The organism is Paenibacillus sp. FSL H3-0457 (assembly GCF_037981725.1).
Lineage (GTDB): Bacteria > Bacillota > Bacilli > Paenibacillales > Paenibacillaceae > Paenibacillus > Paenibacillus amylolyticus.
This window is the reverse complement of sequence record NZ_CP150283.1, coordinates 438,954-462,765: the sequence shown is the minus strand read 5'-3', so window position 1 is coordinate 462,765 and position 23,812 is coordinate 438,954. Positions and strand designations below refer to the sequence as shown.

The following is a 23,812-nucleotide window of genomic DNA, read 5'->3' as shown; positions in this document are numbered from 1 at the left end:
CGTTTTATCTCCCCTTCTATTGGATGGTTCGTGCCCAAAACCTCATATAACAAAATCAAGCACATAACTGAAATCAGCTATGTGCCCGAAGATAAGAGTAAAAATTAACAACAAGTCAGCCAAGAAGAAGGTGAAACCGAATTATAATGACATTCATGACTTACCGTACAGAATACACCGCCGCTTGCTTCAACATCAATTACAGATACCGCACCTGTAATGACCATCAGCTCATCATCACTGATGTCCTCAATTGCTCCCAATGCTTCGAGATTGAATTGTTTCATTGAAAAAACCTCCATTCAATTTTTTTTATATGTATAGCTTAAAAAAAGCTAAACACCAAGGTTGAATTCAAGTCTTTACAATCCCAAAATATTTAATTTATGTAATTATTTCCTATATTCATCCTAGCACAATTTGCTATTTTTTGTAAATCCATTCTTTGGATTTTCGCGTCATTTTGACAAGAAACATTACTTTTACTATGACGATGACAAAATTGCGATAGTTCGTTGTTACATGTATAAAGTTTTAAACACCTGTCCAAGGCAGGTGTTTTTCTAAGTAGCAGGCAACTGCAATACAGCTCTAAACCCTTCCCCACTGTCACTCGTGAGAATAAGCCTTCCCCGATGAGCCTTTGCAATCCTTGATACCATTGGAAGCCCCAAGCCATGTCCCTGGCGGGAGGGCCGTACACGTCCTGCGGCATAAGGGAGTACCACCACATCGTCCAGATACTCTTTTGGAATTCCTATCCCATCATCAGATACCACAAATTCACAACATAAATCCTCCGCTGAACGGCTCGTTTCCAGCACAATTGCACATCCATCCGGGTTATGCCTGATACTGTTATGTATCAGGTTCGTTACTGCACGATACAGTAATCGCTCATCCCCCATAACCTGAAGACTTTCGTCCTGAACATGAAGCGAGATCGGATAACGTTCATCCAGGCCATTGTTCAAAAAATCTGACACGACCTGTCTTACCAGAACAGAGAGTCGAATCGACTTCAACTGCAAGGGCTGCATCTCATACTCCAGCATGGACACCAAATTCAGATCACTGACCAGTGACCGCAGACGTTCACCCTGGCGACGAATAATGGATGCCTGCTGTTTTTGCTCAGCTGGCAAATCCACTTGCTCTTCCAACTCGCTCGCGTAACCCAGAATCATGGACAATGGCGTCCGTATATCGTGAGAAATGCCTGCGATCCAGTTGGATCGAGCTTCATCTCTCGCTTTAAGAGCATCATCCTTATCCTGAAGCATGCGAGATGTTGAATTGATGCTTTGAGACAGATCATTAAATATACCCTTGGTCTCGACATGAACAGGCTCTTCCTTTGCCAGCGCATGAATGCCATTGATCAACGGTCGAATACTACGGATTACCCGTGTTCCAATTAATACGGAGACCAGAAGAGCAAGAGCCACATTACACACCAATAATAGGATGATCCGAACAGGTAATGACTTAAGCCACTCTGCCAAAAAGTCGAACTGGTATTTTCCGTACGTATTCTTGGGGTAGCCTACGACCAATAATCCGTCTTTACGCTCCCACACATACACTGGGTATTCCATAAGATAATATCGGGAGAACTTCGCAACATCCGTCACGTTATAAGAGCGCGGGATTTCAGCCGGAAGCTGTTCGCTCCACTGTACCTTGCCCTGGGGATCAAGCAGCATAGCCCAAGCCTGATATGTATCCAGCAATTGCATTCCATCGCTGTCCAGCGCATATTCCCCCTGCTCTCCCTTGCTCAGGCCACTAGCCATCTGCTTCACAACCGCACCAGGGGAAGGCCCTTCATGAATTTCCTTGAAGATCAGCGAACCTAGCAGAATCAGATTGAATAGTAATAGCACCACAGATACCAGAATGGTTGATCCGACGAACCTTCTTAGAATTCGAACAACGCCATCCATTACCTAGACTCCTGAACCATCAATTTATAACCAAGTCCCCGTACCGTCAGCAGAAATATCGGTTTGGATGGATCTTCCTCAATCTTCTCCCGGATTCGCCGAACATGCACCATCAGGGTATTCTCATACCCATAACTCTCGTCTCCCCAGACGGCTTGACACAGGGCATCACTGGTTACAATTCGGCCCTGATTCTCATACAACTTGATCAGTATGGCATGCTCCTTAGCTGTCAATGGAAGCTCCCTGTCTGTCCTCTGTACAACAGCGCTCTCCAGATCAATGGTTTGTCCACCCAAACGAAATACAGGCAATCTCTCCACCGTATTGGAGGCATATACCCGCTTCAGAATAGCCATCAGCCTGAGAATCAACTCTCTTGGCAGAAAGGGCTTGACCATATAATCATCTGCTCCAAGCCCCAGACCGAGCAGTCGATCCTCATCTTCACCACGTGCAGACAAGAACAGAACAGGCATGTCCGAGAATGACCGGATCGAAGAGAGCAGAGAGAACCCATCTCCATCCGGAAGCATCACATCCAGAATAGCTGCATCCGGCTTTTCAAGTCTGCATACCGCCAAGGCATTCACGAAGTTACCAGCCGTATAGATCCGGAAAAAACCTTCTTTCCGTAAAAAACGTTCAATCATTTCCCGTATTTCGGGCTCATCATCTACGATCAATATTTTCTTATTCTTCAATAATTCCATTGATATCACCCTTTTTATTATACATCATAAAGGCAATCATCCGATATTTTCCATTTCCATTTAAGGTAATTGTAAGGTTATCTTCAGCTACGAGCAAGAAGCCTGATCTATATTTAGAGCAACAGAGACATTAGTGAAATGGAGTTGAGATCAATGATAAACAGTTCCCCCATCGTGGAAACGCATAACCTGTCTAAATCTTATGGCGGTACTAACCGCGTACATCAGGTCAATCTGGCAGTTGAGACGGGACAGATTTTTGGCTTCCTGGGTCCGAACGGAGCAGGCAAAACAACCACATTAAAAATGCTTTTGGGTTTGATCAAACCTACCGAAGGCACTGTAAAGGTGTTTGGCAAAGATCTGAATAAACATCGCCCTTCCATTCTGAATCAGACAGGTTCACTGATCGAATCTCCATCTTATTACGGCCACTTGACTGGACTTGAGAATATGAAAGTCATGCAGCGACTACGGAACGTACCGAACAAAAATATTGATGAAGCTCTCAAAATTGTTCGACTTGAAAATCAAAAACATAAACAGGCCGATCAGTATTCGCTGGGGATGAAGCAAAGACTCGGTATTGCCATGGCCCTGCTTGCCTTCCCAAGCCTGCTTATTCTGGATGAACCTACGAACGGACTTGATCCGTCGGGGATCGGTGAGATTAGGGAATTGATCAAGTCCCTTCCAGGTCAATACGGCATAACAGTCCTGCTATCCAGCCACCTGTTATCAGAGATCGAACAGATTGCTACCTCAGTCGGCATTATCAGTGATGGCAAACTTCTGTTTCAGGGAAGCATGCAGAGTCTTCAGGCCAATAACAAGGCTACCATACGTTTTCAGACGACGGATACGGCAAGGGCGGAAAAAATCCTTTTGACTCAAGGCTACATGCCTACAGTCCAGGGCAAACAACTGGTGTTCGACTACCTTCGTGACGAAGAAGTCTCGCAGATGAATAAGGTGCTGGTACAACACGATATTCCTGTGATTCGTATCGAGGAATACAAGAAAAGTCTGGAAGGTATATTCCTGGATCTGACCGGAAAGGAGCGGAGCCTGTAATGAAAGCTCTATCCTTAGAGTATTTTAAAATCCGCCGCAAAAAGATCTGGGTCATGCTATCTCTTTTTCTGGCCGCTGAGATGATCTGGGCCTCCATGTCCATGAGTATCTCCATCTCCCGAAGTGCAGCCAATGCGAGCTGGGAAGCCTTGATCTTCAGCATCGCTTCCATGAACGGTCTGTTTCTGCCCATTATATCGGCTATCGTTGTATCCCGCATCTGTGATATGGAGCATAAGGGGAACACCTGGAAGATGCTAATGACGACCAACACCGGACGTAATCATGTCTACACAGCCAAATACATATGTGCCAACAGCCTGATCCTTTATGGTATCCTTGCGCAAGCTGTGTTCATTGTCGGTTTCGGTTTATCCAAAAATATTTCCGGTCCGCCGCCACTTTCCCTGCTTGGGCAGTTCGCTATAGGCACAATGCTAACTACACTCGCCATCACCGCTCTTCAGCAATGGTTGTCTCTTACAGTACGCAATCAGGCTTTTGCGTTATGTCTGGGTATGCTGGGCGGATTCATCGGAACAACATCGGGGTTGTTTCCAGCAGGTGTACGTCACCTTTTCATCTGGTCTTACTACATGGATCTGAATCCAGTCACTTATATTTACAGCGCATCTTCGGGTACCTATGTATCGGGTATGCTGCCTGTCGGTCTTTTCTTAGCCGCCTTGTTGATGGCTGCCATCTTCTATTTTGCAGGGAATATTCATGCTTCAAGACAAGAGATTTGAGGAGGGGAACACATGCTGAGGAGCATTTCCGCAGAATGGCTTAAACTTCGGCATTCCCGGATCAGCCTGGTACTGGCCATTCTGCCTATTATCAGTCTGCTTATCGGATGCTTTAACTTTTATTTTAATCAAGCGGCTTTACAAAACGGGTGGTACAGCCTGTGGACACAGGTCAGTTTGTTTTACGGAGAATTCTTCCTGCCCATCCTGATCGCTATCTGTTGTGCCTTTGTATGCCGCCTGGAACACAGCAATCGCAACTGGAATATGATTCTGGCTTCTCCAGTGTCAGTCACCAGCCTATTTGTTGCCAAGTTGGTCATTGTTGGCATATTGATCTTCTCGGCTCAAGCCTTCTTCATGCTCATGTACTGGGCAGCAGGCAAACTGTTCGTCATTCCGGGTCCGTTCCCGATGGAGACCGTCGTATGGAGCCTGCGAGGATGGTTTGCCTCTATCTCTATTGCTGCACTGCAACTAGGGTTGTCGATCCGGATAAGAAGCTTTGCGACGCCAATTGGCATCAGCCTTTGTGCAGTCTTTCTGGGACTAGGCATGTATGTGCTGAAAATCGGCATGTTATTCCCCTACTCCTTGTTAACTATAGGCATGGGCGTTCTGAGTCAAAAGGGACTGACATCCTCGGAGAATATCGTCTTTCTTTTCATGAACAGTCTCTTTATCCTTCTGTTTGCTACCTGGTCGATCCGCCGCCTGAAATATAAAGACATCGCATCGTCCTAAATTTACCGAGATTAAAGGAGGACAAGAACATGAAAAAAGCATTCACTATTCTCGCATTGGTACTCGTTATTCTGACTTGCCTGTGGCTCTTCTTCATGGACCCTGCTAAATTGACTCCCGATAACCCTGCCGGCAAAACAACCTACTATACCACTGTGAATCAGACTACAGTCAACAAGGATGACAATGGCAGATATGCTTATGAACTGATCGGCTATACAGACGAAGGAAAATCAAAAACACTAAGCTTCTCCACCAGTAAGCTACTCAAAAATGGGGCCTATCTGAAACTATATGTATCCACGCTGCGTGGTGTTACACACTGGGAAGAGGTCACAGCGGACGATCTGCCGGGGCAAGCCAAGCAGTTAACCTCTAAATAGAAAAAAGATGCGTATCTATATCTCCATTGATATTTGCATAACAAAAAGAGCCTTGCCCCATTACTTCAAGGGTGGCTCTTTTAGGTTATGCCAATGCCATCTGCAGCGCAGTCAGCGCAATCCCGATAACAAATCCGGTAACGGCTCCGTTGATCCGAATCCATTGCAGGTCCTGTCCAACCTTATCCTCAATCATCGAAACCAAAGTGGCATTGTCCATTTTGTCCACATTTTCGCGTACGAGTTTACCGATTTTGGAATGATTTTTCTCCAGCAGTGTTGTGACGCCATTTACGATCTTGGCATTCATGCCTGTCATCAACTCGTCATCTGCCCGCAGATCAACCAATACCCGCTCAATGGCAGGCAGTGCATACGTATCTACATACTGTCCATCTTCCATCGCAGCGAGCGCCTTGTCTCTCAGGTCGGTGAGTTTGTTCAGCACCGTTCCCTCTGCGTTCCAGCCCTCCAACATATTGTTCTTCCAGCTGTTGATTCCATCTTGCATAGCCTCGCTCATTGCCAAACGCACCGTCTGGGTACGTACCATATCAAGCACCTTGTACCTTAGAGCGCTACCTTCACGTTTCATATCCTCTACCCGATCGAAGAGATATCCTTGTAAAATGCCACCCAGACGCTCCTCGTTCATATAACCCAAGAACGCATTCATCGCAAACTGCATCAATCCGTTCATCTGAATGCCACTAATGGCTTTCATGCCGCTTTCACCCAAAAACATGATCGTCTCGGGTTTAACCAGCCACTCCTCGGCTTGCTTCAGTCCGTAGTCCAGCGCTTTGGCGTCGTAACCCCGCTCTGTCATCTGGTGGGCAGCCCGTTCCAGAATCGGACCCAGATCAAAGGCTCCCGCTTGTGACTTGATCTCACGTGCTACGAGCGGAGCAATCTGCTCTAACGGCAGACCAGCCAGAATTCGTTTGCAGAGTGTATCAATCATGATCTTGATTCCGTCACTGTGAAGCTCACGTGTCAACGTATCGAGCACCGTCTCTGCTGCTTTGAAATCTGCAATTTTCTCGGTAATGCTGTCTTTGTTGAGCAAGTTATTCTCTACTGCGGAGACCAGACCTTCCGTCATTTTATCGCGATTTTTCGGCAGCAATGCCGTGTGTGGAATTGGAATGCCGAGCGGGTGACGGAATAGTGCAGTAACTGCGAACCAGTCCGCAAGTCCACCCACGAGTCCCGCTTCAAATGATCCTACCAGCAACTTGCCAACTGGTACGCCCTGGAACGGCAAGGATGCAGCAAATCCTGCTCCCATTACCACGAGAGACCAGGCAGCTGCTTTTTTGGTTTGTTTAGGTTTAGCCATTGTATTCTTGCTCCTTTATCGTTAATCGTACGGTCCGATCTGTACCCGATTCCGCACTTCTTCGTTTCTTATGTAAATTCTCCATAGCAAAGTCTCGACTTCCATGTTTCGTATACTTCATCTTATCACCCACAAGCGTCAAAACCAAACCTCTGGTTGAAGAAAAAGGATAATAGCGGCGTTTACTTCGTAAAATGGATCGCTCCCTTTTCCAAGATCAGGCAGATTTTAGTATAATCAATCAAGACGGCCCTTCGATATCGATTGGCTGCTGAACAGCAGGGTAATTACATAGTGGAACAATGAATCAATAAGAGGAGGAATTTCGGACCATGAAACACGTGCAGGACACAACCACGCTCTATAACGGAGTCAAGATGCCATGGCTGGGTTTTGGGGTATTCAAAGTTAAAGACGGAGACGAAGTCGTTCATGCTGTCAAAACAGCCATTCAAGCTGGTTATCGCAGCATCGACACAGCCAAAGCGTATAACAACGAAACAGGTGTCGCTCAGGGTATTCGTGAATCTGGAGTAGCTCGTGAGGATCTGTTCATTACCACTAAAGTATGGAATAGTGATCAGGGATATGAATCCACGCTGGCTGCCTTCGAAGCCAGCATGGAACGACTCGAACTGGAGTATCTGGATCTCTATCTCATCCACTGGCCGGTTAAGGGCAAGTACAAAGATACATGGCGAGCGCTGGAGAAACTTCATAAAGAAGGACGCATCCGGGCGATCGGTGTGAGCAACTTCCAGATTCACCATCTGGAAGACTTGATGATCGATGCCACGATCAAACCAGCAGTTAATCAGGTGGAGCTTCACCCACTATTGATTCAGTCAGAGCTTCGTGAGTACTGCAACAAACATCAGATTCAGATCGAAGCCTGGTCTCCGCTCGGACAAGGTCATCTGATGGATCATCCGTTGCTGAAGGATATCGCAGCCAAATACAGCAAGTCCCCCGCACAAGTAATTCTGCGCTGGGATCTGCAGAACGGCATCGTGACGATACCAAAATCCGTTACGCCTGAGCGTATTCACGCGAATGCTGATCTCTATGATTTTGAGTTAACTTCGGAAGAAGTAGAGCAGATTAACAGTCTGAACGAGAATAAACGCTTTGGTTCTGATCCAGACAACTTTAACTTCTAATATAAGCAAATTAATTCGATTACACCCGCCTTCGATCTTAGAAGAGCGGGTGTTTTGGTATGTGATGTTATAGGCAAACTATTCGTTGTTAAGAATGGAGGCGAGGCTCGTTATCCTCTTCAGGGCCGAAAGAATAAAAGTTTTTTGAACGTTTAGAACTATTTCTTCTCCTCATCAGTCTAACGAGTGTCAAGCGAACTCAAGCACTTATATAGAATCCAGGCCTGGAACGAGCGGTGACTTGAATATTTAGGTTGATCAGGGGGGATCAGGAGTGATTAGACTGAACCATAGAAAGACAAAAGAAGAACAGTTCAGCGAAAAAATAACAGAGATTCAAAATAAATTATATCGACTGGCATACTGCTATGTTAAAAATGAACAAGAAGCGCTGGATATCGTATCCGAAGCGGTCTATAAAGGGTACATCGCTTATGGAAAGATGGAGTCCATGACTTATTTTGATTCCTGGATGTCACGAATTGTGATTAACACAGCGATAGATCATATTCGACGTAACCAGCGAGTGACCTATATGGAGGATCATGTGCAGGAGTTTGTGGCTCCAGAGCGAGGGGCGTCGCTGGAAGAAAAAATGGATCTATATGACGCACTGGATCGACTCGTGCCCGAAGATAGAGCCTATATTATATTAAAGTTCTTTGGTAATATGCGTTTCCGGGAGATCGCTGAAGTGCTCTCCCTGTCGGAGAATACCGTTAAGTCAAAATTCTATCGGATTATCAACAAATTAAAAATGGATTTAAATGAAGGAGAGGTTGGAGATCTATGACAGGTAAAGATCGTTACGAAAATATTGAAATCCCTGCTCAACTTACTGACGTTATTCATCATGCACAGAAAAGAGCCACTGCTCGCAAGAATTCATCTCGAATGATTCGTTATGCCTCAGTCATAGCGGCATGTGCTGCTTTTCTCTTCGTGGTGAACATCCCTTCCGTAGCAAACGCCATGTCCAAGATACCTGTGGTCGGCTCTATTGTTCAGGTATTGCAATTCGGCGATGGCGGCAAAGTTACAGATGGTGTAACTGTGGGATCGGAAGCAACCGAAAATACGCTTAAAATCAATTTTAGCACCGACGAGCAAGATCAGACTAATGATGCACCCCATTATAATGTAGTACACAAAGAAGCACCTAATCGTATCCTCTTCACTTTTAGCGGTGCACGTTACATGGATATAGAGAAAGTCAAAGCCGACTTCATGACCCAGCCTTTAGTGAAAGATGTTTATGGTTCCATGATTTTAGACGACTCTTCCGTCGGATTCGTAGTTGTTTTAAAAGAAGGGGTACAGTATGCCGTAACGGAATTCAAGAACCCTGGATACCTGGAAGTGAAACTCACTTCCGACGGCAAACCGGTCACACCTCGGAAGGTATACTCTCTCCGCACAGAATCAATGCCTTTTGGAGAATCGATGGGTATAATTAAAGAATCCTATCCGGATGAGGACATCTCTTTCCTCAAAACGTCCACTGGTGAGTTTACAGCAGTTATTGGAGAATATCTTACCGCTGAAGAAGCTGAACAGAAGCTCAAAGAACTCGCTCAGCAACCGGATTATCATGAGGAGTTTTATGTGGACAGCTGGATGAGTAACGAGAATCCGAAGTGATTAGTCATTGCCAAAAGTGATGCTTATTCAAAAGGGAATGATCTATCCCTGAACTAGGCATAGAGCTCAGCATACTTTATACGCTCAATCCAAAAAAATCCCGATTCGGATGCCCTGAGCATCTCGGATCGGGATTTTCACATATCAAAACCTATTCGCTTTTGGATACCAGCTTGAAATCATCAAAGTGGAAACCTGGCGCTACTACGCAAGTTACCAGTACAGGCTCATCGCCCAGCGGACGCGCTGTCTGCCATACGCCGGCAGGAACGAGCACCTGTGGTGATTGCCCCGCAGCAATATCCATCCCCAGAACAAGAACTTCCTCGTTCTCCGGGTTCTCCCCATTGCCGCCCAGCTTCAGTTCAACTGGACTGCCGCTGTGCCACAGCCAAAGTTCATCGGACAGAACCGTATGCCACTCGGAGATTTCATGTGCATGTAGCAGGAAATATGTGGAACTTGCCGAGAATCGTGGGCCGGAGTATGTATCCGGCAGAACGGACTGAGGAATCTGATAAGATGCCTTCCATTCTTCCTTATACCAACCGCCTTCAACGTGAGGCTGCATATTGAGCGCAGCAACCAATGGCGATAATTCATGTGTCGTCATAACCTGTTTCCTTCCTTCCAAATCATATTGGAGACACTCCTTAACCAGAGTTTCGCCTCTCTCCCCCTACTCTAAAACATCATTCAAGTTTTGTCACCTTGACAGCACATAAGTGCCATGCCGGATCTGTCTCTCGGTATTTAACGATAGGATTAAAGAAATATTTCATTTCCAATGATAGCGTTTACAAAAAGATGGATGTTCCGTTATGATATGGATATCGTTGTTAATCCGTGAAGCAGAGGGGAGCTGTACCATGAGTCTCATAGAGGACCGGATTGGACCCAAATACCGAATCGGTGAACATTCATTTACCATTGAACATATGCGCAGACATGATGGGAATGGTATGCCACAACCTCACGCTCATCCATTCTACGAACTGTATTACTTACTTGAAGGTGAACGAGTGTATTCCATGAATGGTCAGATTCTGTCCGCCCACAAGGGTGATTTTATTCTGATTAATCCACACGATGTACATACCACCTCCAAAGGAAATATTCCCGGCTTCGAACGGATATTAATCGGTTTTTCTCCTGCTTTTGCAACGGGGATGGAACTTGGCATATGTGGTCTGCTGCCTTTTAATTGTTCAAGACTCCTTCGCCTGCCTGAAGCGGAACAGCCCGAGATGGAACGTATATTGTGGCAGATGCTGCAAGAATGCAAAGAGCGACGCCCTCACTATGAGATCGCCGTAAGAAGTCTGCTTGCCCAACTTTTGATCCGTATTCATCGGGTAGAGGAGGACATCCGGCAGTCATGCCCCAGTCCCTTGCATCCGATGCAGGACAAAATCAGTGAAATCGTCACTTATGTGAATAAAAACTATACCGAACCACTTACGCTGGAGGGTGCAGCCAATCGTTTTTATATCAGTCCATCCTATCTGAGCCGAATGTTCAGCCGGTTTACCGGGTTTCGATTTAGCGAATATTTGCGTGTTGTTCGTGTCCGGGAGGCACAACGAAGATTGCTGTCCACACAAGAGCGTGTCCAGATGATCGCTGAGAAGGTAGGATTTGAGCATACGGCTCATTTTAACAAAACATTCAAACAGGTTACCGGTACAACACCGCTGCGCTATCGCAAGGAACACCGGTAGATCATCAGATAACTTCATATAAAAGCCGAGTGGGTAGCCTTGCTCCAGAGATTACGTACTCCTCATATCAAAAGGCATCACGATTACTGGATCTATGGCTACGCCACTACGGCTGAATTGGACCAACTTGTATAATCCCTACTACATACATTTTATCTACGAATGATCACGCCACTTCGCACCTCGGGACCCACAGAGATCTGACGACCGTCTGTGTCAGCATCGCCTTCACGACATACAATGCCTGCGGACTCGTGTCCGGTCACCATCAGAAGTCGGCCATCTGCACCTTTGCCCTGAATGCTCTCTAATTCTGCCCCTTTGCACTGGTGCAAATGAACCAGCGGACCTTCAGTGATCTGCGCCTGCAATTCAGCGATATGCAGATGTTTTGCATGAGCACATTGGATACCACTGCGAGCTTGCACGTTGTAACGCTGGATGATCACCCCATCCAAAGGCTGTTCCGGCAATCCACTCACAAGCAACGCAGTGTCGGCACCGGCACAGACCACATCCGATATTCGAATATCTCGGAACACTGGCGTCTCTTCGCTAATCTCCTGAGATAGATCACTGCCCCGGGCAGACCCTTCCTGATTTGCATAGAAAAAGGAAAACGAGATCGCTTCCATAATGATATCTTTCATATATATGCGCTCAATCTGAATGTCCTCAACCACTCCGCCGCGCCCACGTGCGCTTTTGAAGCGAAGTCCAATGTCCGTGCCGATAAACGTACAATCCGACACACGCACATGCCGCACACCACCGGACATTTCACTGCCAATTACAAACCCGCCATGACCGTGATACACCGTGCAATCCCGAATGGTGATGTACTCCGATGGAAGACCCAGTTCACGGCCTTCGGCATCCTTGCCTGATTTCAGACAGATCGCATCATCACCGACATCGAATACACTCTTCTCGACCACCACATGACGGCAGGATTCAACGTCCAGCCCATCTCCATTCTGAGAAAACCACGGATTCCGCACACTCACGTTACGAATGGTGACATGCTCAGAAGCCCAGGGGTGCAGATTCCATGCAGGCGAGTTCTGAAACGTTGGACCGTCCAGCAGTACCCGTTTGCATCTCCGTAAACTGACCATGTTGGGACGTAAAAAGTCTCTGACTTCTTCATAGGCAGCGACATCACGTACCTGCTCCTGATGCAATCGATTCGCGATGGTGCCACCCTCAAGTGCAGCTGTGGTAGGCCACCAGATTTCTTCATCTCCGCCGGATTGCTCTACAACACCACCGGAAGCGACCAATTGGTTCCATTGTGAAGTGGTCATTTTGGAGCGTTTCACCGGACGCCATGCCTCCCCGCCCCCATCCCATATCCCCTCACCAGTAATCGCAATATCCTCCAGTTGATCACCATCGATCGGGGATTGGCAACGTACCACCTGCCAGCCTTCGAAGCTTGATGCAATTAATGGGTATTGATCAAAATCTCGGCTAAACGTAACCAGTGCCCCTTCTTCCACATGTAGTTCGATCCGGCTGCGCATTACAATCGGGCCTGTGAGCCATACCCCGGCAGGAATTACGATTCTCCCACCTCCTGCTTCAGCACATGAAGCGATGGCAAGTCGGAACATCTCCGTATTATCTGTTACGCCGTCTCCAACAGCTCCATAGTCTTTAAGCTGAAAATCCTGTACAGGAATGACAGGCAAATTGGCTTCATAAGCTCGAACATCGGACTGGGCACTTGCTCCTGTCGACATTGGGGAGTGATATGTATTCATCGTGCAGAATCATCCTCTCTACATGTAATGGAATTGTTATGGGATCAATACATCGCTTTTACTTTCCTTACTTACGTTCAAACGGACGCTCTCTCGCTCCATCATATCAATGGCATGACGTGTAGGGTTGAGCTTTTTTGCCATGTACACGTGGAACTTGATGCTATTTGTTTTGTTAATCAGAGTCATAAATCAAACATCACTTTCAGTATACTCTATACAACTATTCCAAAGGTTGGAAACCGACTAGGAAAATAGATTCATTTTTCTGTCAGGATTCGTCACAAGGAGTTTAATAACATGACAGATATATAACATACTTTCTGGCTATAGCCCTAGGGAACCCATTACTTATGTCATGTTTTATCACAAACCAATTGCCATAAGCAGGATGACTATGTATGATTAAATAACTAGTTTCAATTTATTCCTTATTATTCCTTTTACACACAGACGTTGCAGAAAGGATGGGGTGTACTCTTGATTGAATTTAGGGGTGTCCAGAAACATTTCGGTCATTTTCATGTCCTCAAGGATATCCATCTTCACATTGAAGAAGGAGAAGTCGTCGTCATTATCGGACCTTCCGGCTCCGGCAAAAGCACGTTACTCCGCTGTATTAACCGCCTGGAGACCATTACCGAAGGTGAACTTGTCGTCAGTGGGATTCCTCTACATCAGAAAAAGGTGGACATTAACCTCTTCCGCCGTGACATCGGCATGGTATTTCAACACTTCAATCTTTATCCTCACAAAAAAGTCATCGATAACATTACCCTTGCACCCATGAAGGTGCGCAAACAACCCAAAGAACAGGCAGCCGCAACAGCAATGAAGTATCTGACCCGGGTGGGCATTGCCGACAAAGCAGACAGTTATCCCTCCCAGTTGTCCGGTGGACAGCAGCAACGGGTAGCCATCGCCAGAGGACTCGCCATGGAGCCCAAAATCATGCTTTTTGACGAACCTACCTCTGCTCTCGATCCCGAGATGATCGGGGAAGTCCTCGATGTTATGCGTTCCCTTGCCCATAATGGCATGACCATGGTCGTCGTTACCCATGAGATGGGATTCGCCCGTGAAGTTGCGGACCGGGTCATCTTCATGGACGAAGGCCGAATTGTAGAAGAGGCCCAAGCTGCTGAATTTTTTGACAACCCCAGAGAAGAACGAGCACAGCAATTCCTGAGCCGTCTGATTCATCATTGAGAATAATCCACTATTCCATTTTGAAAGGGGTCTTTATTCATGAAGAAATTATTGAAATGGCCATCATTTATGCTTGTCCTCATTCTCTCCCTTGTATTGTCAGGTTGTAGTACAGGTACAGATACACCTTCAGCGAGCGGTGGTGGCGATGCCGAGGCGAAAGGCACGATTGAGCGGATTAAGGAACGTGGCAAGCTCATCGCCGGTGTGAAATACGATACGAAGCTGTTTGGCTTGAAAGATCCCGCGAGTGGCAACGTTGAAGGATTCGATATTGATATCGCCAAAGCACTCGCCAAACAGATCCTTGGAGATGAGACCAAGGTCGAACTGAAAGAGGTCACTTCCAAGACACGTATTCCCATGCTGCAGAATGGAGACATCGACATCATCATTGCCACAATGACAATTACGGATGAGCGTAAGGAACAGGTGGATTTCAGTGATGTTTATTTCGAAGCAGGCCAATCCCTGCTGGTGAAAAACGACAGTGCGATTACCGGCCTGGAAAGCCTCAGCGGGGTGAAAGTACTCGCGGTGAAAGGCTCCACATCCGCTCAGAACATTCGCGAGAAAGCCCCGGATGCTGAGGTGCTTGAATTCGATAACTATCAGGATGCATTCACTGCTCTCAAAGCAGGTAAAGGCGAAGCGCTGACCACAGATAACATCATCCTCATCGGTATGCAACAGACGGATAACAGCTTCCAATTGGTTGGTGGCAATTTCACAAGCGAACCTTATGGTATGGCCATTCGCAAAGGTGACACTGCCTTCGTGGAGGAAGTCAACACGCTGCTCAAAAGCTTGAAAGACAGCGGGGAATATGACACATTACATGAGAAATGGCTCGGCTCCAAGCCCGAGTAACCCGAATTAAGATAGTTAAGCGGCGAATTCGTCTGCTGGATGCGAAGCATGAGCAGACGTAATCGCCGTTTCTACATCTGGAGAACGGAGGCTTCGCCTATATGGGCACATTGGATTTCAGCGTACTGATGCGACACTCGGATCGTTTTCTGGAAGGGTTCCTGAATACGATTCAAGTGAGCATTATGGCTCTCATTGGCAGCTTTATCCTTGGCGCGATCCTGGCTATCTTTCGGATATCCCCTGTGAAACCGCTGAACTGGATCGGCACGGCTTTTGTGGAATTTATCCGAAACATCCCATTGTTGCTGGTTGTGTTTTTCTTCTATCTTGGACTGCCTGCACTAGGCATCTCGCTGGATGGATTTGTCTCCGGTACTCTGGGTCTGACCATCTACACCGCCGCTTTCATTGCCGAAGCAATCCGAGCGGGCATTCAGACCGTGCCGCGTGGACAACTGGAAGCAGCAAGGTCTTCCGGCTTGTCCTATGTACAGGCCATGAACCTGATCATTCTGCCCCAGGCCATCAAGATTGTACTGCCGTCCATCGGCAACCAGTTCATCAATTTGGTCAAAAACTCATCCATTCTTGCCGTTGTCGCCGGTATGGATCTTATGTATTTTGCCGACCTAGTTAACTCGGATACGTTCCAACCGCTAAGTGTGTACACCATTGTTGCGCTGTTCTATCTGGTGCTGACACTGCCACTTAGCTTCCTGGTGCATTATATGGAGCGCAGGTTTGGACAGAGCGATGCAGAAGCGCGCAGCACCAAAGGCAAACCGAAAAAGAACAAACCGGCAGGTCAGGTCACCATGTAACAGATTGACTTGTACCTGCGCAGATTTTTAGGGAAATGTATCGGCTTGTCCATGCCCCATCTATTGATCTTCGATATTCCATTCCTGCACACAGAAGGAGGCTAATAAAATATGGACTTTAGCGGGGCCTATGCGTGGCCCAACCTTCGTTTCCTGCTTCATGGATTCCTGATTACCCTACAGGTAGCAGGGCTATCCATTATATTCAGCTTTGTGCTCGGCACTGTGCTGGGTACAATCCGGTTTACCCGTATCCCTGTTCTGTCACAGATCGTCGCAGTGATCGTGGATACGATCCGGAATCTGCCGCTGTTGCTCATCATTTTCTTCATCCACATGGTACTTCCACAGCTCGGGATTAAAATGTCCGTCTTCTGGTCCACAGTTGTTGGACTGAGTCTGTTTGAAGGCTCGATGATCGCCGAGATCGTCCGTAGCGGTCTGAAATCCGTTGAGCGCGGTCAGGTGGAAGCTGCCCGCTCCTCGGGCCTGAGTTACATGCAGACCCTCGGTGGCATCATCATGCCACAGGCGCTACGCCGCATGTCCCCGCCGATGGTCAGCCAGTTCATCTCACTCCTGAAGGATACTTCACTGGCGATCATCATCTCTCTGCCGGAGCTGATGCACAACGTGCAGATCCTTGGCGGTCAAAGTTTTGATTACATTATCCCGGCCCTGCTGCTCGCAGCCGTATTGTATTTTGCCATCAACTACGCGCTATCCATTGTCGCAAGACGACTTGAGGCACGGATGAATTGATAATCGGAAGGAATAAGGCATGAAAGAATACGAAACATGATGGAACATGAAGGAACCGAGACCCCGTGATTGATTAGATATAATTAGGCATGAAGGAAAGAACCTAATAGATGAAAAGAATGAGAACGCCCCAAAGACTCTAAACCCACCTATGTAGTGGATTTGGAGTCTTTGGGGCTACAGTTATGCTCATCAATTCACCAGCTTCCCACCCATTACTAACGAACTGAGGGAAGCTTATTTAGCCTTTTTCGGGACATTTCCTAATCTAACGAATCGTAGACGCTCTATTCTTCCGATTCACCCCGCTTTACTCCCTATTACAGGGTTTTAAGTAAAATAGCTTCACTGAGATTCGTTACATTTTTCATTTCAGCTTATAGCCCGGAATTAGACGCCTCAGGTTCGTTAAAACTTACGCCACCACCGCGAATTAAATAAACACCCACTCCCACTATTAATGATTCACCCGATTCGCCCAATTCGTCCACAATCAGCTCATCCGCTAGATCGCTGCTCCGTTGCGACGTAATTCCGCCTGTAACAGCGCGATCGGCAGTTCCACCGGGTCCAGCTTCATCTTCACTGTGAGTGCAGCCGCTGTTCCCGCGGCCTCCCCGGTAGCCATACAGCTTGGAGTCAACCTTGTCGTTGCATGCGCCTCATGTGTGGTGGAGATGCAGCGTCCTGCCGCCAGCAGATTGCGGATATTTCGAGAGATCAGACAGCGATACGGAATATCATATGCTCCATCTCCCTCTATAAAGGCAGCCACAACGCCTTGACCCGAAGGGTCATGAATATCAATCGGATAACCACTTCTGGCAATCACATCTTCAAATTTTTGTCCTGCAACCACATCCACCTGGGTCAAAGCGTAATGACCTATGATTCGCCTGGATTCACGGATACCAATCTGCGTTGCTACTGCCGAGATCGAAGCCCGTTTGAATCCAGGCACATCACGCTGCAAAAACTCAGCGATCATCAGCACCTGCTTCCGCCCTTCCTGTTCCGCAGAGGTCAGATCCTCGGCATCCGTCGCATCAAGTCCCTGCACCCGCGTACAATTAATCAGCACTTCATCCTCTGCCGGTCCGGTAAAAAATAATACCTGGTCGCGATTAATCGGCACACCTGCTTTTTTCCACTGGGAGTAGAAGCCGCTCACCCCGGTTAACGGAATGCTGTCCAGTTCAGCAAAAGGAGTTTTCACATAGAAATCCTCCGGGTGCTCCAGCATGTATTGTTTCACTCGTCCAAGATCCACACCACGCATGCGGAATTTCATGGTCATCGGCTGTGACTGGTGGTCTCCGTCTCTTCCCTTTGCCACAGAAGCACCCGCAAGATAAGCCAGATCCGCATCACCGCTTGCATCCACAAATACGTTCGCCTGGAATTCCATTCTTCCAGACTTGTTGGTCACTCGCACCGCTTCCACCCGATCATCTACAACGACCACCTCGTCCACAAAGCTGTGCAATAACAGCCGGACACCTGCCTCCCGCAACATCTCTGCCGCAACCACCTGAAAGATGGCCGGATGGTACGGCGTGACGGTATACACAAATCCAACCGTATCGCGCAGATGCCCCGGGGAGCCGCCACGTGCCTGCAAACGATCCACAATCTCCTGCGCAATACCTTTAATAACCTGCTCACCGCGCTCCGTATGGAAAGTCATCCAGGGATAAACCATAGCGGCAGTTGACATCCCGCCAACGAACCCGTATCGTTCCACCAGCACTGTTCGTATCCCCTGTCGTCCAGCCGCAATAGCTGCCGCTATACCCGCAGGGCCGCCTCCCACAATAACGACATCTGCTTCTTCCTTTTTCATGCTCATCCCTTCACGCAAATGTTGTCCCTCCTTCGTTCTATTGCACGTATTACACGGCTTACTCTTTCAGTCCCGTCATGGCAACCCCCTCAATGAAGCGCCGTTGTGCCAGGAAAAAAACAATTAACAGTGGCAAGGTTGCCATGACGGTGGCGCTCATCAGATATTGCCAGGCTGTACCCACTTCATCTGTAAACAGGGATAATCCAAGCGGCAGCGTCATTAGATCACGCGAGTTAATGAAGATCAATGGATCAAAAAACTCATTCCAGATCGTCACAAACGTAAAGATTGTCAGCGTAGCCATACCCGGCTTGGCAATGGGCAGCATAATTCGCGCATATATCCGGAATCGGTTGCAACCGTCCATCATCGCCGCTTCCTCCAGCTCGGTTGGCACCGTAATGAAGAACTGCCGCATCACAAAGATGCCAAACACACCACCCGCGCCAAAGATCGGCAATAATATCAGCGGAAGATGGGTATCAATCCACCCCAGCTGCCGCATGAACAGAAACATCGGTATCGCCGTCACCTCATGGGGAATCATCATCGCACTCAGCAGGATGAGAAATACCACATTACGTCCTTTAAACGGAATTTTGGCGAATGCATAACCGGCGAGAGAGGCAAAGAATACTGTTCCCAGCACAACCAACGCAGAAATGTAGATACTGTTCCAATAAAAACGGTGAAACGGAATCAATCGAAAGACATCGATATAGTTCTGAAATCGGAAAGTATCCGGTATCCACTGCGGTGGATAGGTGAATATGCTCTGGGGTTCCTTGAATGATGTCGATATCATCCAGATAAATGGCACAATCATAATGAGGGAAATCAGGGTCAGCAACAAATACGTCCCCAGAGTACTTCCTATCTTCCGCCCCGAAGGACTAGGCATCGCCTTCATTGAATACCCACCTCTTTCGGAGCTGCCATTGCAGCAGCGTCAGAATTAGCACGATAAAGAACAGTACATATGCGAGAGCAGAAGCATAACCAAACTGAAATAATTTGAATGCTTTTTCCCAAATATAATAAACCAATACCTTGGTGCTGTTGCTCGGCCCGCCCTGTGTCATCACATAGATCTGCCCGAATACTTTGAGTGAACCAATCACGGTCATGACTACTGTCAAAAACACGGTTGGCGTGATCATGGGCAACGTGACGTGAAAGAAGGTTCCCCTCTTGCCCGCCCCGTCTAATGTTGCTGCTTCGTACAGTGAACGCGGTACCTGCTGAATAGCTGCAATGAACAGCACCATATTCAGACCGACATTTTTCAGCACACTTGTCACGATAATCGCTGGCATTGCCAAATCCGGATTGTAAAGCCAGGCCGGACCTTTGATGCCCAGCATCAACAGAAGCTGATTAATCAATCCAGACTCTGTCGCATACATTAGCTTCCACACGATGGCCCATACGATCAACGAGGTCATGACCGGAACAAAGATCGCTGTTCGGAAAATTCCGATGCCCCGCAGATTTCTGGACAGCAACAACGCAAGCAGCAGGGCGAGCACAATATTAAGCGGCACCAGCCCCGCTGTGAAATAGACCGTATTGGCAAGCACTTTCCAGAACATCGCGTCTGTCATAATATTCTGGTAATTCTCCAATCCAATAAAATGATGATCCCCCAGCAGTGGCCAATCGGTCAGACTCATGTATAACGCGAGACCCATGGGAAATAACAGCAGCAGGGTAAACCCAAGCAGCATCGGCGATACAAACAGCCAACCTGCGATCTGGGCCTCTCTGGCGAGCGGTCCCCCTCTTTTGCGCTTGTGTGAATGGTTCACAAATCAGGCCTCCCCCTTTTAAACAAATTTCCTCCGAAGCTGAACTCTGCGACGATTCTATATAAGGTGCTGTCTCAAAAGGAATGATCCCCTCGCTCCAAATCGCTAACGAATCTACCGCATCTTATAAGACAGATTTTTTAAAGAATGCACGGGTAACGAATCTCAGTCATCTTATATCTCTATAAATGTCACCAGAACTTTAAAAATCGACCAAATGGACGAAATAACGTCTCTCTGATTCCTTAAACTTCAGATCCATACAAATAGGCGCGAATAACATGTCCTCGATTCGTTAGAACGAATGAATGCTAACATGGGGTGTCCCCCGTGATTCACGTGACTTTCAACGGTTTAATCCTGATGGTTCAGACTGTCCACCGCATTGCGGAACCCGTTCACAGCCCTTCGCAGCTGTTCCTCCGTATTGCCAGTCACGACCGCCCCAAGCATAATTGCTTTGACCCCGGTATCACGCAGCACCCGAACATCCTCCGATACCAGCTTTCGCTGGGAAGGAACCAATACCGGTACCTGGGCTTGCAAGACCAGACGGCGATACTTGAGTACATCCGCGAAGCTTAGCGGTGTACCATATTCTTTTCCAGGCACAATGGATGCCTCCAGAGCGGTGAAGCCGAAGTGAGCTGCCGATGTTACGAGGGAAGCATCATATTCCTCATTGATCGCAAACGTTGGGTCAAGCCCCAAGTCACTCAGCATGAAAGATGGCAAGTGATGTGCATAGATGGAATAGAAATCAAAACCCAGCCCACCAAGACGCTCCACATCCTCCCTTTGTGCTCCATCTATACTGCCAGAAGGTACGACCCCAAGCGGACCACCAAACTCACTGCGGATCGCCCGAAACACCTCGGCGTACATGTCCAATGGACCAAAATGATTCCCGCTGGCGCGATGACCAACATTATAATGCACCTTCAGTGCATCAGCGCCCTCTTCCATGGCTGCCCGTGCCAAAGCAATATCATTCTCAGGCAGGCTGATCACCAGCGACAGCGGTTTCTGTTCAAGTAATTCTTTGAATTTGCCCATCGTTCTCACCTCCGGTTTCGATCAAATGATTTAGGGTTGCAACACACTTTGGATCTCTTCCTGCATTTGTTTCAGGTTATCCTCAGCTGTCGCTGTCTTTGCAAACAGTCGGTCAAATCCCTGCAATACCGCATTGTCGATATCCTGCCAACGGATATGACCGGGAATTAAGCGCGCTTTTGGCATTTCATCAATGACCGCCTGCACGATATGCTCTTTGCTCGGGTTATTCGGCTGAAGAATGAATGCATCTGAGTTCAGAACAGAGGTACGCGGAGGCACAAAGTAGGTGGCTGTCGCCTGAATCCCCTGCTCACTGGCAAAATACTTCAACAGTTTCTTCGTTTCCTCTGGATGTTTACTGTCGTTGAACATGGCATATCCGGCCTGCCCCAGCATCGGCACACTGCCTTGAGAACCGGAAGGCATAGGAGCGATGCTCCATTCAAAATCCGTAATTTCTCTTGCTTTGGAAACATAGCTGTAATTATCAAAGAACATGCCCACATTACCCGCATCAAAGCTGACCTGTTCGCCCGCCTTCGGGTGTGATTCATCGGTGAACATCATGCGTTCCAGTAATTCAAAGGTCTGTACGCCATAGGCATCGTTCCAGGTGAACGTTGTCATGCTTTCGTCGAATGGACCGCTTCCATTGGACCAGGAGTAGGAGGAAAGCACCGCCCAGGTCTTCCAGTCGCGAAAAAAGTTGGCGCCATAGACTCGGTTGGTCGCATCCTTGCTGGTAATGGCTTTGGCGGACTCTTCGAACTGTTCCCATGTCCATTGTCCTTGGGTAGCAAGTGTGTTTGGATCAGTCAGGCCGGCTTGGTCAAACAGCGCTTTATTGTAAAACATGACCACCGGAGGTGTAGAGAAAGGTAGCCCCAGCAGTTGATCGCCATCACGGAACAAATCCAATGTACTTGGAATATAATCATCCAGCTTAAACTGTGCATCATCTTTAAACTCAGATACATCGGCCAGAATGTGGTTGGACTTGAATTGTGGCACCATTCGCTCCGATACCCAGGCGAGATCGGGAAGAGAGCCTCCGGCGGCAAGCACCGAAATTTTTTGCTGGTATTCCGCGAAAGGTACGGATTCCATCGTTACTTTGATGCCTGGATTTTCCTTTGTGAAGTCATCAATCAACTTGTTGTATACATCCATATGCGCCTGATTGCCCCACATCATGAACTTCAGCTCGACCTTTCCATTCTCTCCGTCTGCACTCCCAGATTCACTGCCGGAATTGGAGCTTGCGCACGCGATTGAAGCCATCATCATGAGTATAAACACCAGTATCAGTCCTGCTTTTTTCATGTAAATCCCCCTTATGGACGTCGTGGTATACATGTGCAACCAAAGTATAACGAAAGCATCGTTCCCCCTTAAATCACGTCAACTACAGAAATGGTATGGTTTTTCAAGAGATACTGAATCGGTCTCGATATTCTCCTGCGGTCCACCCCACCTGCTGCTTGAACACCAGCATGAAGTGTTTGGGGCTCTGATGCCCGGATAACCGTGCCACATCATAGATTTTGAGACCCGTGTTGATCAGCAACCACTTGGCCCGCTCCATACGTGCCTCCGTGATGTATTCGGAATAATTGATGCCTATTTCGTTCTTGAACAACTGGCTTAAATAAGTAGGGTTCAAGTTAACGAGATCTGCTATCGTCTGAAGTCGCAGATCTCCATCGGGATGTTGCTTGATGTGCTCCTTCACATCTCGGATAATCTTCCGTGTATCTCCACCAGCGTGTTCTGTTTTGCCAGATGGCTCAGGGATAGAAAGGGTTGAAATACCGTATCTGCGATCCAGTAGCAATTGAATCTTTTGTATGCATAATGCCAGTTCATAACGATCGATTGGTTTCAACAGGTAGTTCAACACTCCAAACCCCATCGCTCTGCGTGCATATTCAAACTCGCCGTAGCCGCTAATGATGAGCATTAGCAATTCAGGGTACATGTCTCTTGCTTTGCTTACCAAAGTTAGTCCGTCCATTTCACGCATGCGGATATCCGTGATTAACACATCCGGCACCTCACATCTCAGAAAATCCAGCGCCTCGGTACCGCTCGATGCTTCGCCCGTTACCTGAAACTGAGAAGACACTTGTACGATCAGTTCCCTCAGTCCCTGACGGATGACCGTCTCATCCTCTACAAGCAATACTTTATACATG

The 23,812-nt window shown here is 47.6% G+C and carries 24 protein-coding genes; 12 read left to right on the top strand and 12 right to left on the bottom strand.

Annotated elements, in window-relative coordinates; genetic code table 11:
• Positions 1-104: 104 nt before the first annotated feature.
• The 3 genes from MHH25_RS02210 to MHH25_RS02200 form a co-directional block, all read right to left on the bottom strand.
• A complete protein-coding gene (locus MHH25_RS02210) occupies positions 105-287 on the bottom strand; it encodes a type A2 lanthipeptide (RefSeq protein ID WP_036616672.1) in 183 nt (60 codons plus the stop codon).
• 276 nt (positions 288-563) lie between these two features.
• The gene (locus tag MHH25_RS02205) at positions 564-1,946 is read right to left on the bottom strand and encodes a HAMP domain-containing sensor histidine kinase (protein WP_340019009.1); all 1,383 of its coding nucleotides are present in this window, start codon (positions 1,944-1,946) and stop codon (positions 564-566) included.
• A complete protein-coding gene (locus tag MHH25_RS02200; RefSeq protein WP_036616668.1) occupies positions 1,946-2,659 on the bottom strand; it encodes a response regulator transcription factor in 714 nt (237 codons plus the stop codon). Before MHH25_RS02200 ends, MHH25_RS02205 begins: the two co-directional genes overlap by 1 nt.
• Before the next feature lie 156 nt (positions 2,660-2,815).
• Between MHH25_RS02200 and MHH25_RS02195 the strand changes: the two genes are divergently transcribed.
• From MHH25_RS02195 to MHH25_RS02180, 4 genes are read left to right on the top strand one after another with little or no spacing between them, the layout of a single operon-like run.
• A complete protein-coding gene (locus MHH25_RS02195; RefSeq protein WP_036616824.1) occupies positions 2,816-3,733 on the top strand; it encodes an ABC transporter ATP-binding protein in 918 nt (305 codons plus the stop codon).
• Positions 3,733-4,482: an ABC transporter permease gene (locus tag MHH25_RS02190; RefSeq protein ID WP_340019007.1), complete on the top strand. Its 750-nt coding sequence runs from the start codon at positions 3,733-3,735 to the stop codon at positions 4,480-4,482. The genes MHH25_RS02195 and MHH25_RS02190 overlap by 1 nt, the downstream gene beginning before the upstream one ends.
• 12 nt (positions 4,483-4,494) lie before the next feature.
• Positions 4,495-5,226 (top strand): ABC transporter permease, encoded by a 732-nt coding sequence (locus tag MHH25_RS02185; RefSeq protein WP_036673135.1) that lies wholly within the window; start codon positions 4,495-4,497, stop codon positions 5,224-5,226.
• Positions 5,227-5,255: 29 nt separating this feature from the next.
• Positions 5,256-5,609 carry a YxeA family protein gene (locus MHH25_RS02180; RefSeq protein WP_036616662.1) on the top strand — a complete coding sequence of 118 codons (354 nt, stop codon included), beginning with the start codon at positions 5,256-5,258 and terminating at the stop codon, positions 5,607-5,609.
• Positions 5,610-5,694: 85 nt separating this feature from the next.
• On the opposite strand, the gene MHH25_RS02175 is transcribed toward MHH25_RS02180, so the two are convergent.
• Entirely contained in the window at positions 5,695-6,951 is a 1,257-nt protein-coding gene (locus MHH25_RS02175) for a DUF445 domain-containing protein (protein WP_340019006.1), read from the bottom strand.
• Between the two features lie 332 nt (positions 6,952-7,283).
• Between MHH25_RS02175 and MHH25_RS02170 the strand changes: the two genes are divergently transcribed.
• The 3 genes from MHH25_RS02170 to MHH25_RS02160 all read left to right on the top strand — a co-directional run bounded on the left by MHH25_RS02170 (position 7,284) and on the right by MHH25_RS02160 (position 9,752).
• Positions 7,284-8,111 (top strand): aldo/keto reductase, encoded by an 828-nt coding sequence (locus MHH25_RS02170; protein WP_340019005.1) that lies wholly within the window; start codon positions 7,284-7,286, stop codon positions 8,109-8,111.
• 274 nt (positions 8,112-8,385) lie between these two features.
• The gene (locus MHH25_RS02165; RefSeq protein WP_340019004.1) at positions 8,386-8,904 is read left to right on the top strand and encodes a sigma-70 family RNA polymerase sigma factor; all 519 of its coding nucleotides are present in this window, start codon (positions 8,386-8,388) and stop codon (positions 8,902-8,904) included.
• Positions 8,901-9,752, top strand: coding sequence for a hypothetical protein (locus MHH25_RS02160; RefSeq protein ID WP_340019003.1), 852 nt, complete (start codon positions 8,901-8,903; stop codon positions 9,750-9,752). The genes MHH25_RS02165 and MHH25_RS02160 overlap by 4 nt, the downstream gene beginning before the upstream one ends.
• A 151-nt stretch (positions 9,753-9,903) precedes the next feature.
• Here MHH25_RS02160 and MHH25_RS02155 read toward each other — a convergent pair whose 3' ends face one another.
• Positions 9,904-10,365, bottom strand: coding sequence for a cupin domain-containing protein (locus MHH25_RS02155; protein WP_017691032.1), 462 nt, complete (start codon positions 10,363-10,365; stop codon positions 9,904-9,906).
• 256 nt (positions 10,366-10,621) lie between these two features.
• Between MHH25_RS02155 and MHH25_RS02150 the strand changes: the two genes are divergently transcribed.
• Entirely contained in the window at positions 10,622-11,473 is an 852-nt protein-coding gene (locus tag MHH25_RS02150; protein WP_340019002.1) for an AraC family transcriptional regulator, read from the top strand.
• Between the two features lie 152 nt (positions 11,474-11,625).
• Here MHH25_RS02150 and MHH25_RS02145 read toward each other — a convergent pair whose 3' ends face one another.
• Positions 11,626-13,239: a glycoside hydrolase family 28 protein gene (locus MHH25_RS02145; RefSeq protein WP_340019001.1), complete on the bottom strand. Its 1,614-nt coding sequence runs from the start codon at positions 13,237-13,239 to the stop codon at positions 11,626-11,628.
• A 480-nt stretch (positions 13,240-13,719) separates the two neighbouring features.
• On the opposite strand from MHH25_RS02145, the gene MHH25_RS02140 reads away from it, so the two are divergent.
• The 4 genes from MHH25_RS02140 to MHH25_RS02125 all read left to right on the top strand — a co-directional run bounded on the left by MHH25_RS02140 (position 13,720) and on the right by MHH25_RS02125 (position 16,904).
• The gene (locus MHH25_RS02140; protein WP_051447440.1) at positions 13,720-14,448 is read left to right on the top strand and encodes an amino acid ABC transporter ATP-binding protein; all 729 of its coding nucleotides are present in this window, start codon (positions 13,720-13,722) and stop codon (positions 14,446-14,448) included.
• Between the two features lie 39 nt (positions 14,449-14,487).
• Positions 14,488-15,318 (top strand): transporter substrate-binding domain-containing protein, encoded by an 831-nt coding sequence (locus MHH25_RS02135; RefSeq protein ID WP_036616644.1) that lies wholly within the window; start codon positions 14,488-14,490, stop codon positions 15,316-15,318.
• Between the two features lie 101 nt (positions 15,319-15,419).
• Positions 15,420-16,142 (top strand): amino acid ABC transporter permease, encoded by a 723-nt coding sequence (locus MHH25_RS02130; protein WP_036616642.1) that lies wholly within the window; start codon positions 15,420-15,422, stop codon positions 16,140-16,142.
• Between the two features lie 111 nt (positions 16,143-16,253).
• Positions 16,254-16,904, top strand: a complete 651-nt coding sequence (locus tag MHH25_RS02125; protein ID WP_340019000.1) for an amino acid ABC transporter permease — start codon at positions 16,254-16,256, stop codon at positions 16,902-16,904.
• 505 nt (positions 16,905-17,409) lie between these two features.
• Here the strand turns inward: MHH25_RS02125 and MHH25_RS02120 are convergent.
• From MHH25_RS02120 to MHH25_RS02095, 6 genes are all read right to left on the bottom strand, one after another.
• Entirely contained in the window at positions 17,410-18,747 is a 1,338-nt protein-coding gene (locus MHH25_RS02120; protein ID WP_340020435.1) for an FAD-dependent oxidoreductase, read from the bottom strand.
• Positions 18,748-18,805: 58 nt separating this feature from the next.
• The gene (locus tag MHH25_RS02115; protein ID WP_076329721.1) at positions 18,806-19,660 is read right to left on the bottom strand and encodes a carbohydrate ABC transporter permease; all 855 of its coding nucleotides are present in this window, start codon (positions 19,658-19,660) and stop codon (positions 18,806-18,808) included.
• Positions 19,644-20,558, bottom strand: coding sequence for a sugar ABC transporter permease (locus tag MHH25_RS02110; RefSeq protein ID WP_340018999.1), 915 nt, complete (start codon positions 20,556-20,558; stop codon positions 19,644-19,646). The genes MHH25_RS02115 and MHH25_RS02110 overlap by 17 nt, the downstream gene beginning before the upstream one ends.
• A 354-nt stretch (positions 20,559-20,912) precedes the next feature.
• Positions 20,913-21,614, bottom strand: a complete 702-nt coding sequence (locus MHH25_RS02105) for a hypothetical protein (protein ID WP_340018998.1) — start codon at positions 21,612-21,614, stop codon at positions 20,913-20,915.
• Positions 21,615-21,644: 30 nt separating this feature from the next.
• On the bottom strand, positions 21,645-22,940 hold the full coding sequence (locus tag MHH25_RS02100) for a sugar ABC transporter substrate-binding protein (RefSeq protein WP_340018997.1): 1,296 nt from the start codon (positions 22,938-22,940) through the stop codon (positions 21,645-21,647).
• A gap of 103 nt (positions 22,941-23,043) precedes the next feature.
• Complete coding sequence (locus MHH25_RS02095; protein ID WP_340018996.1) at positions 23,044-23,811, bottom strand: response regulator; 768 nt, start codon at positions 23,809-23,811, stop codon at positions 23,044-23,046.
• Position 23,812: the final 1 nt, after the last annotated feature.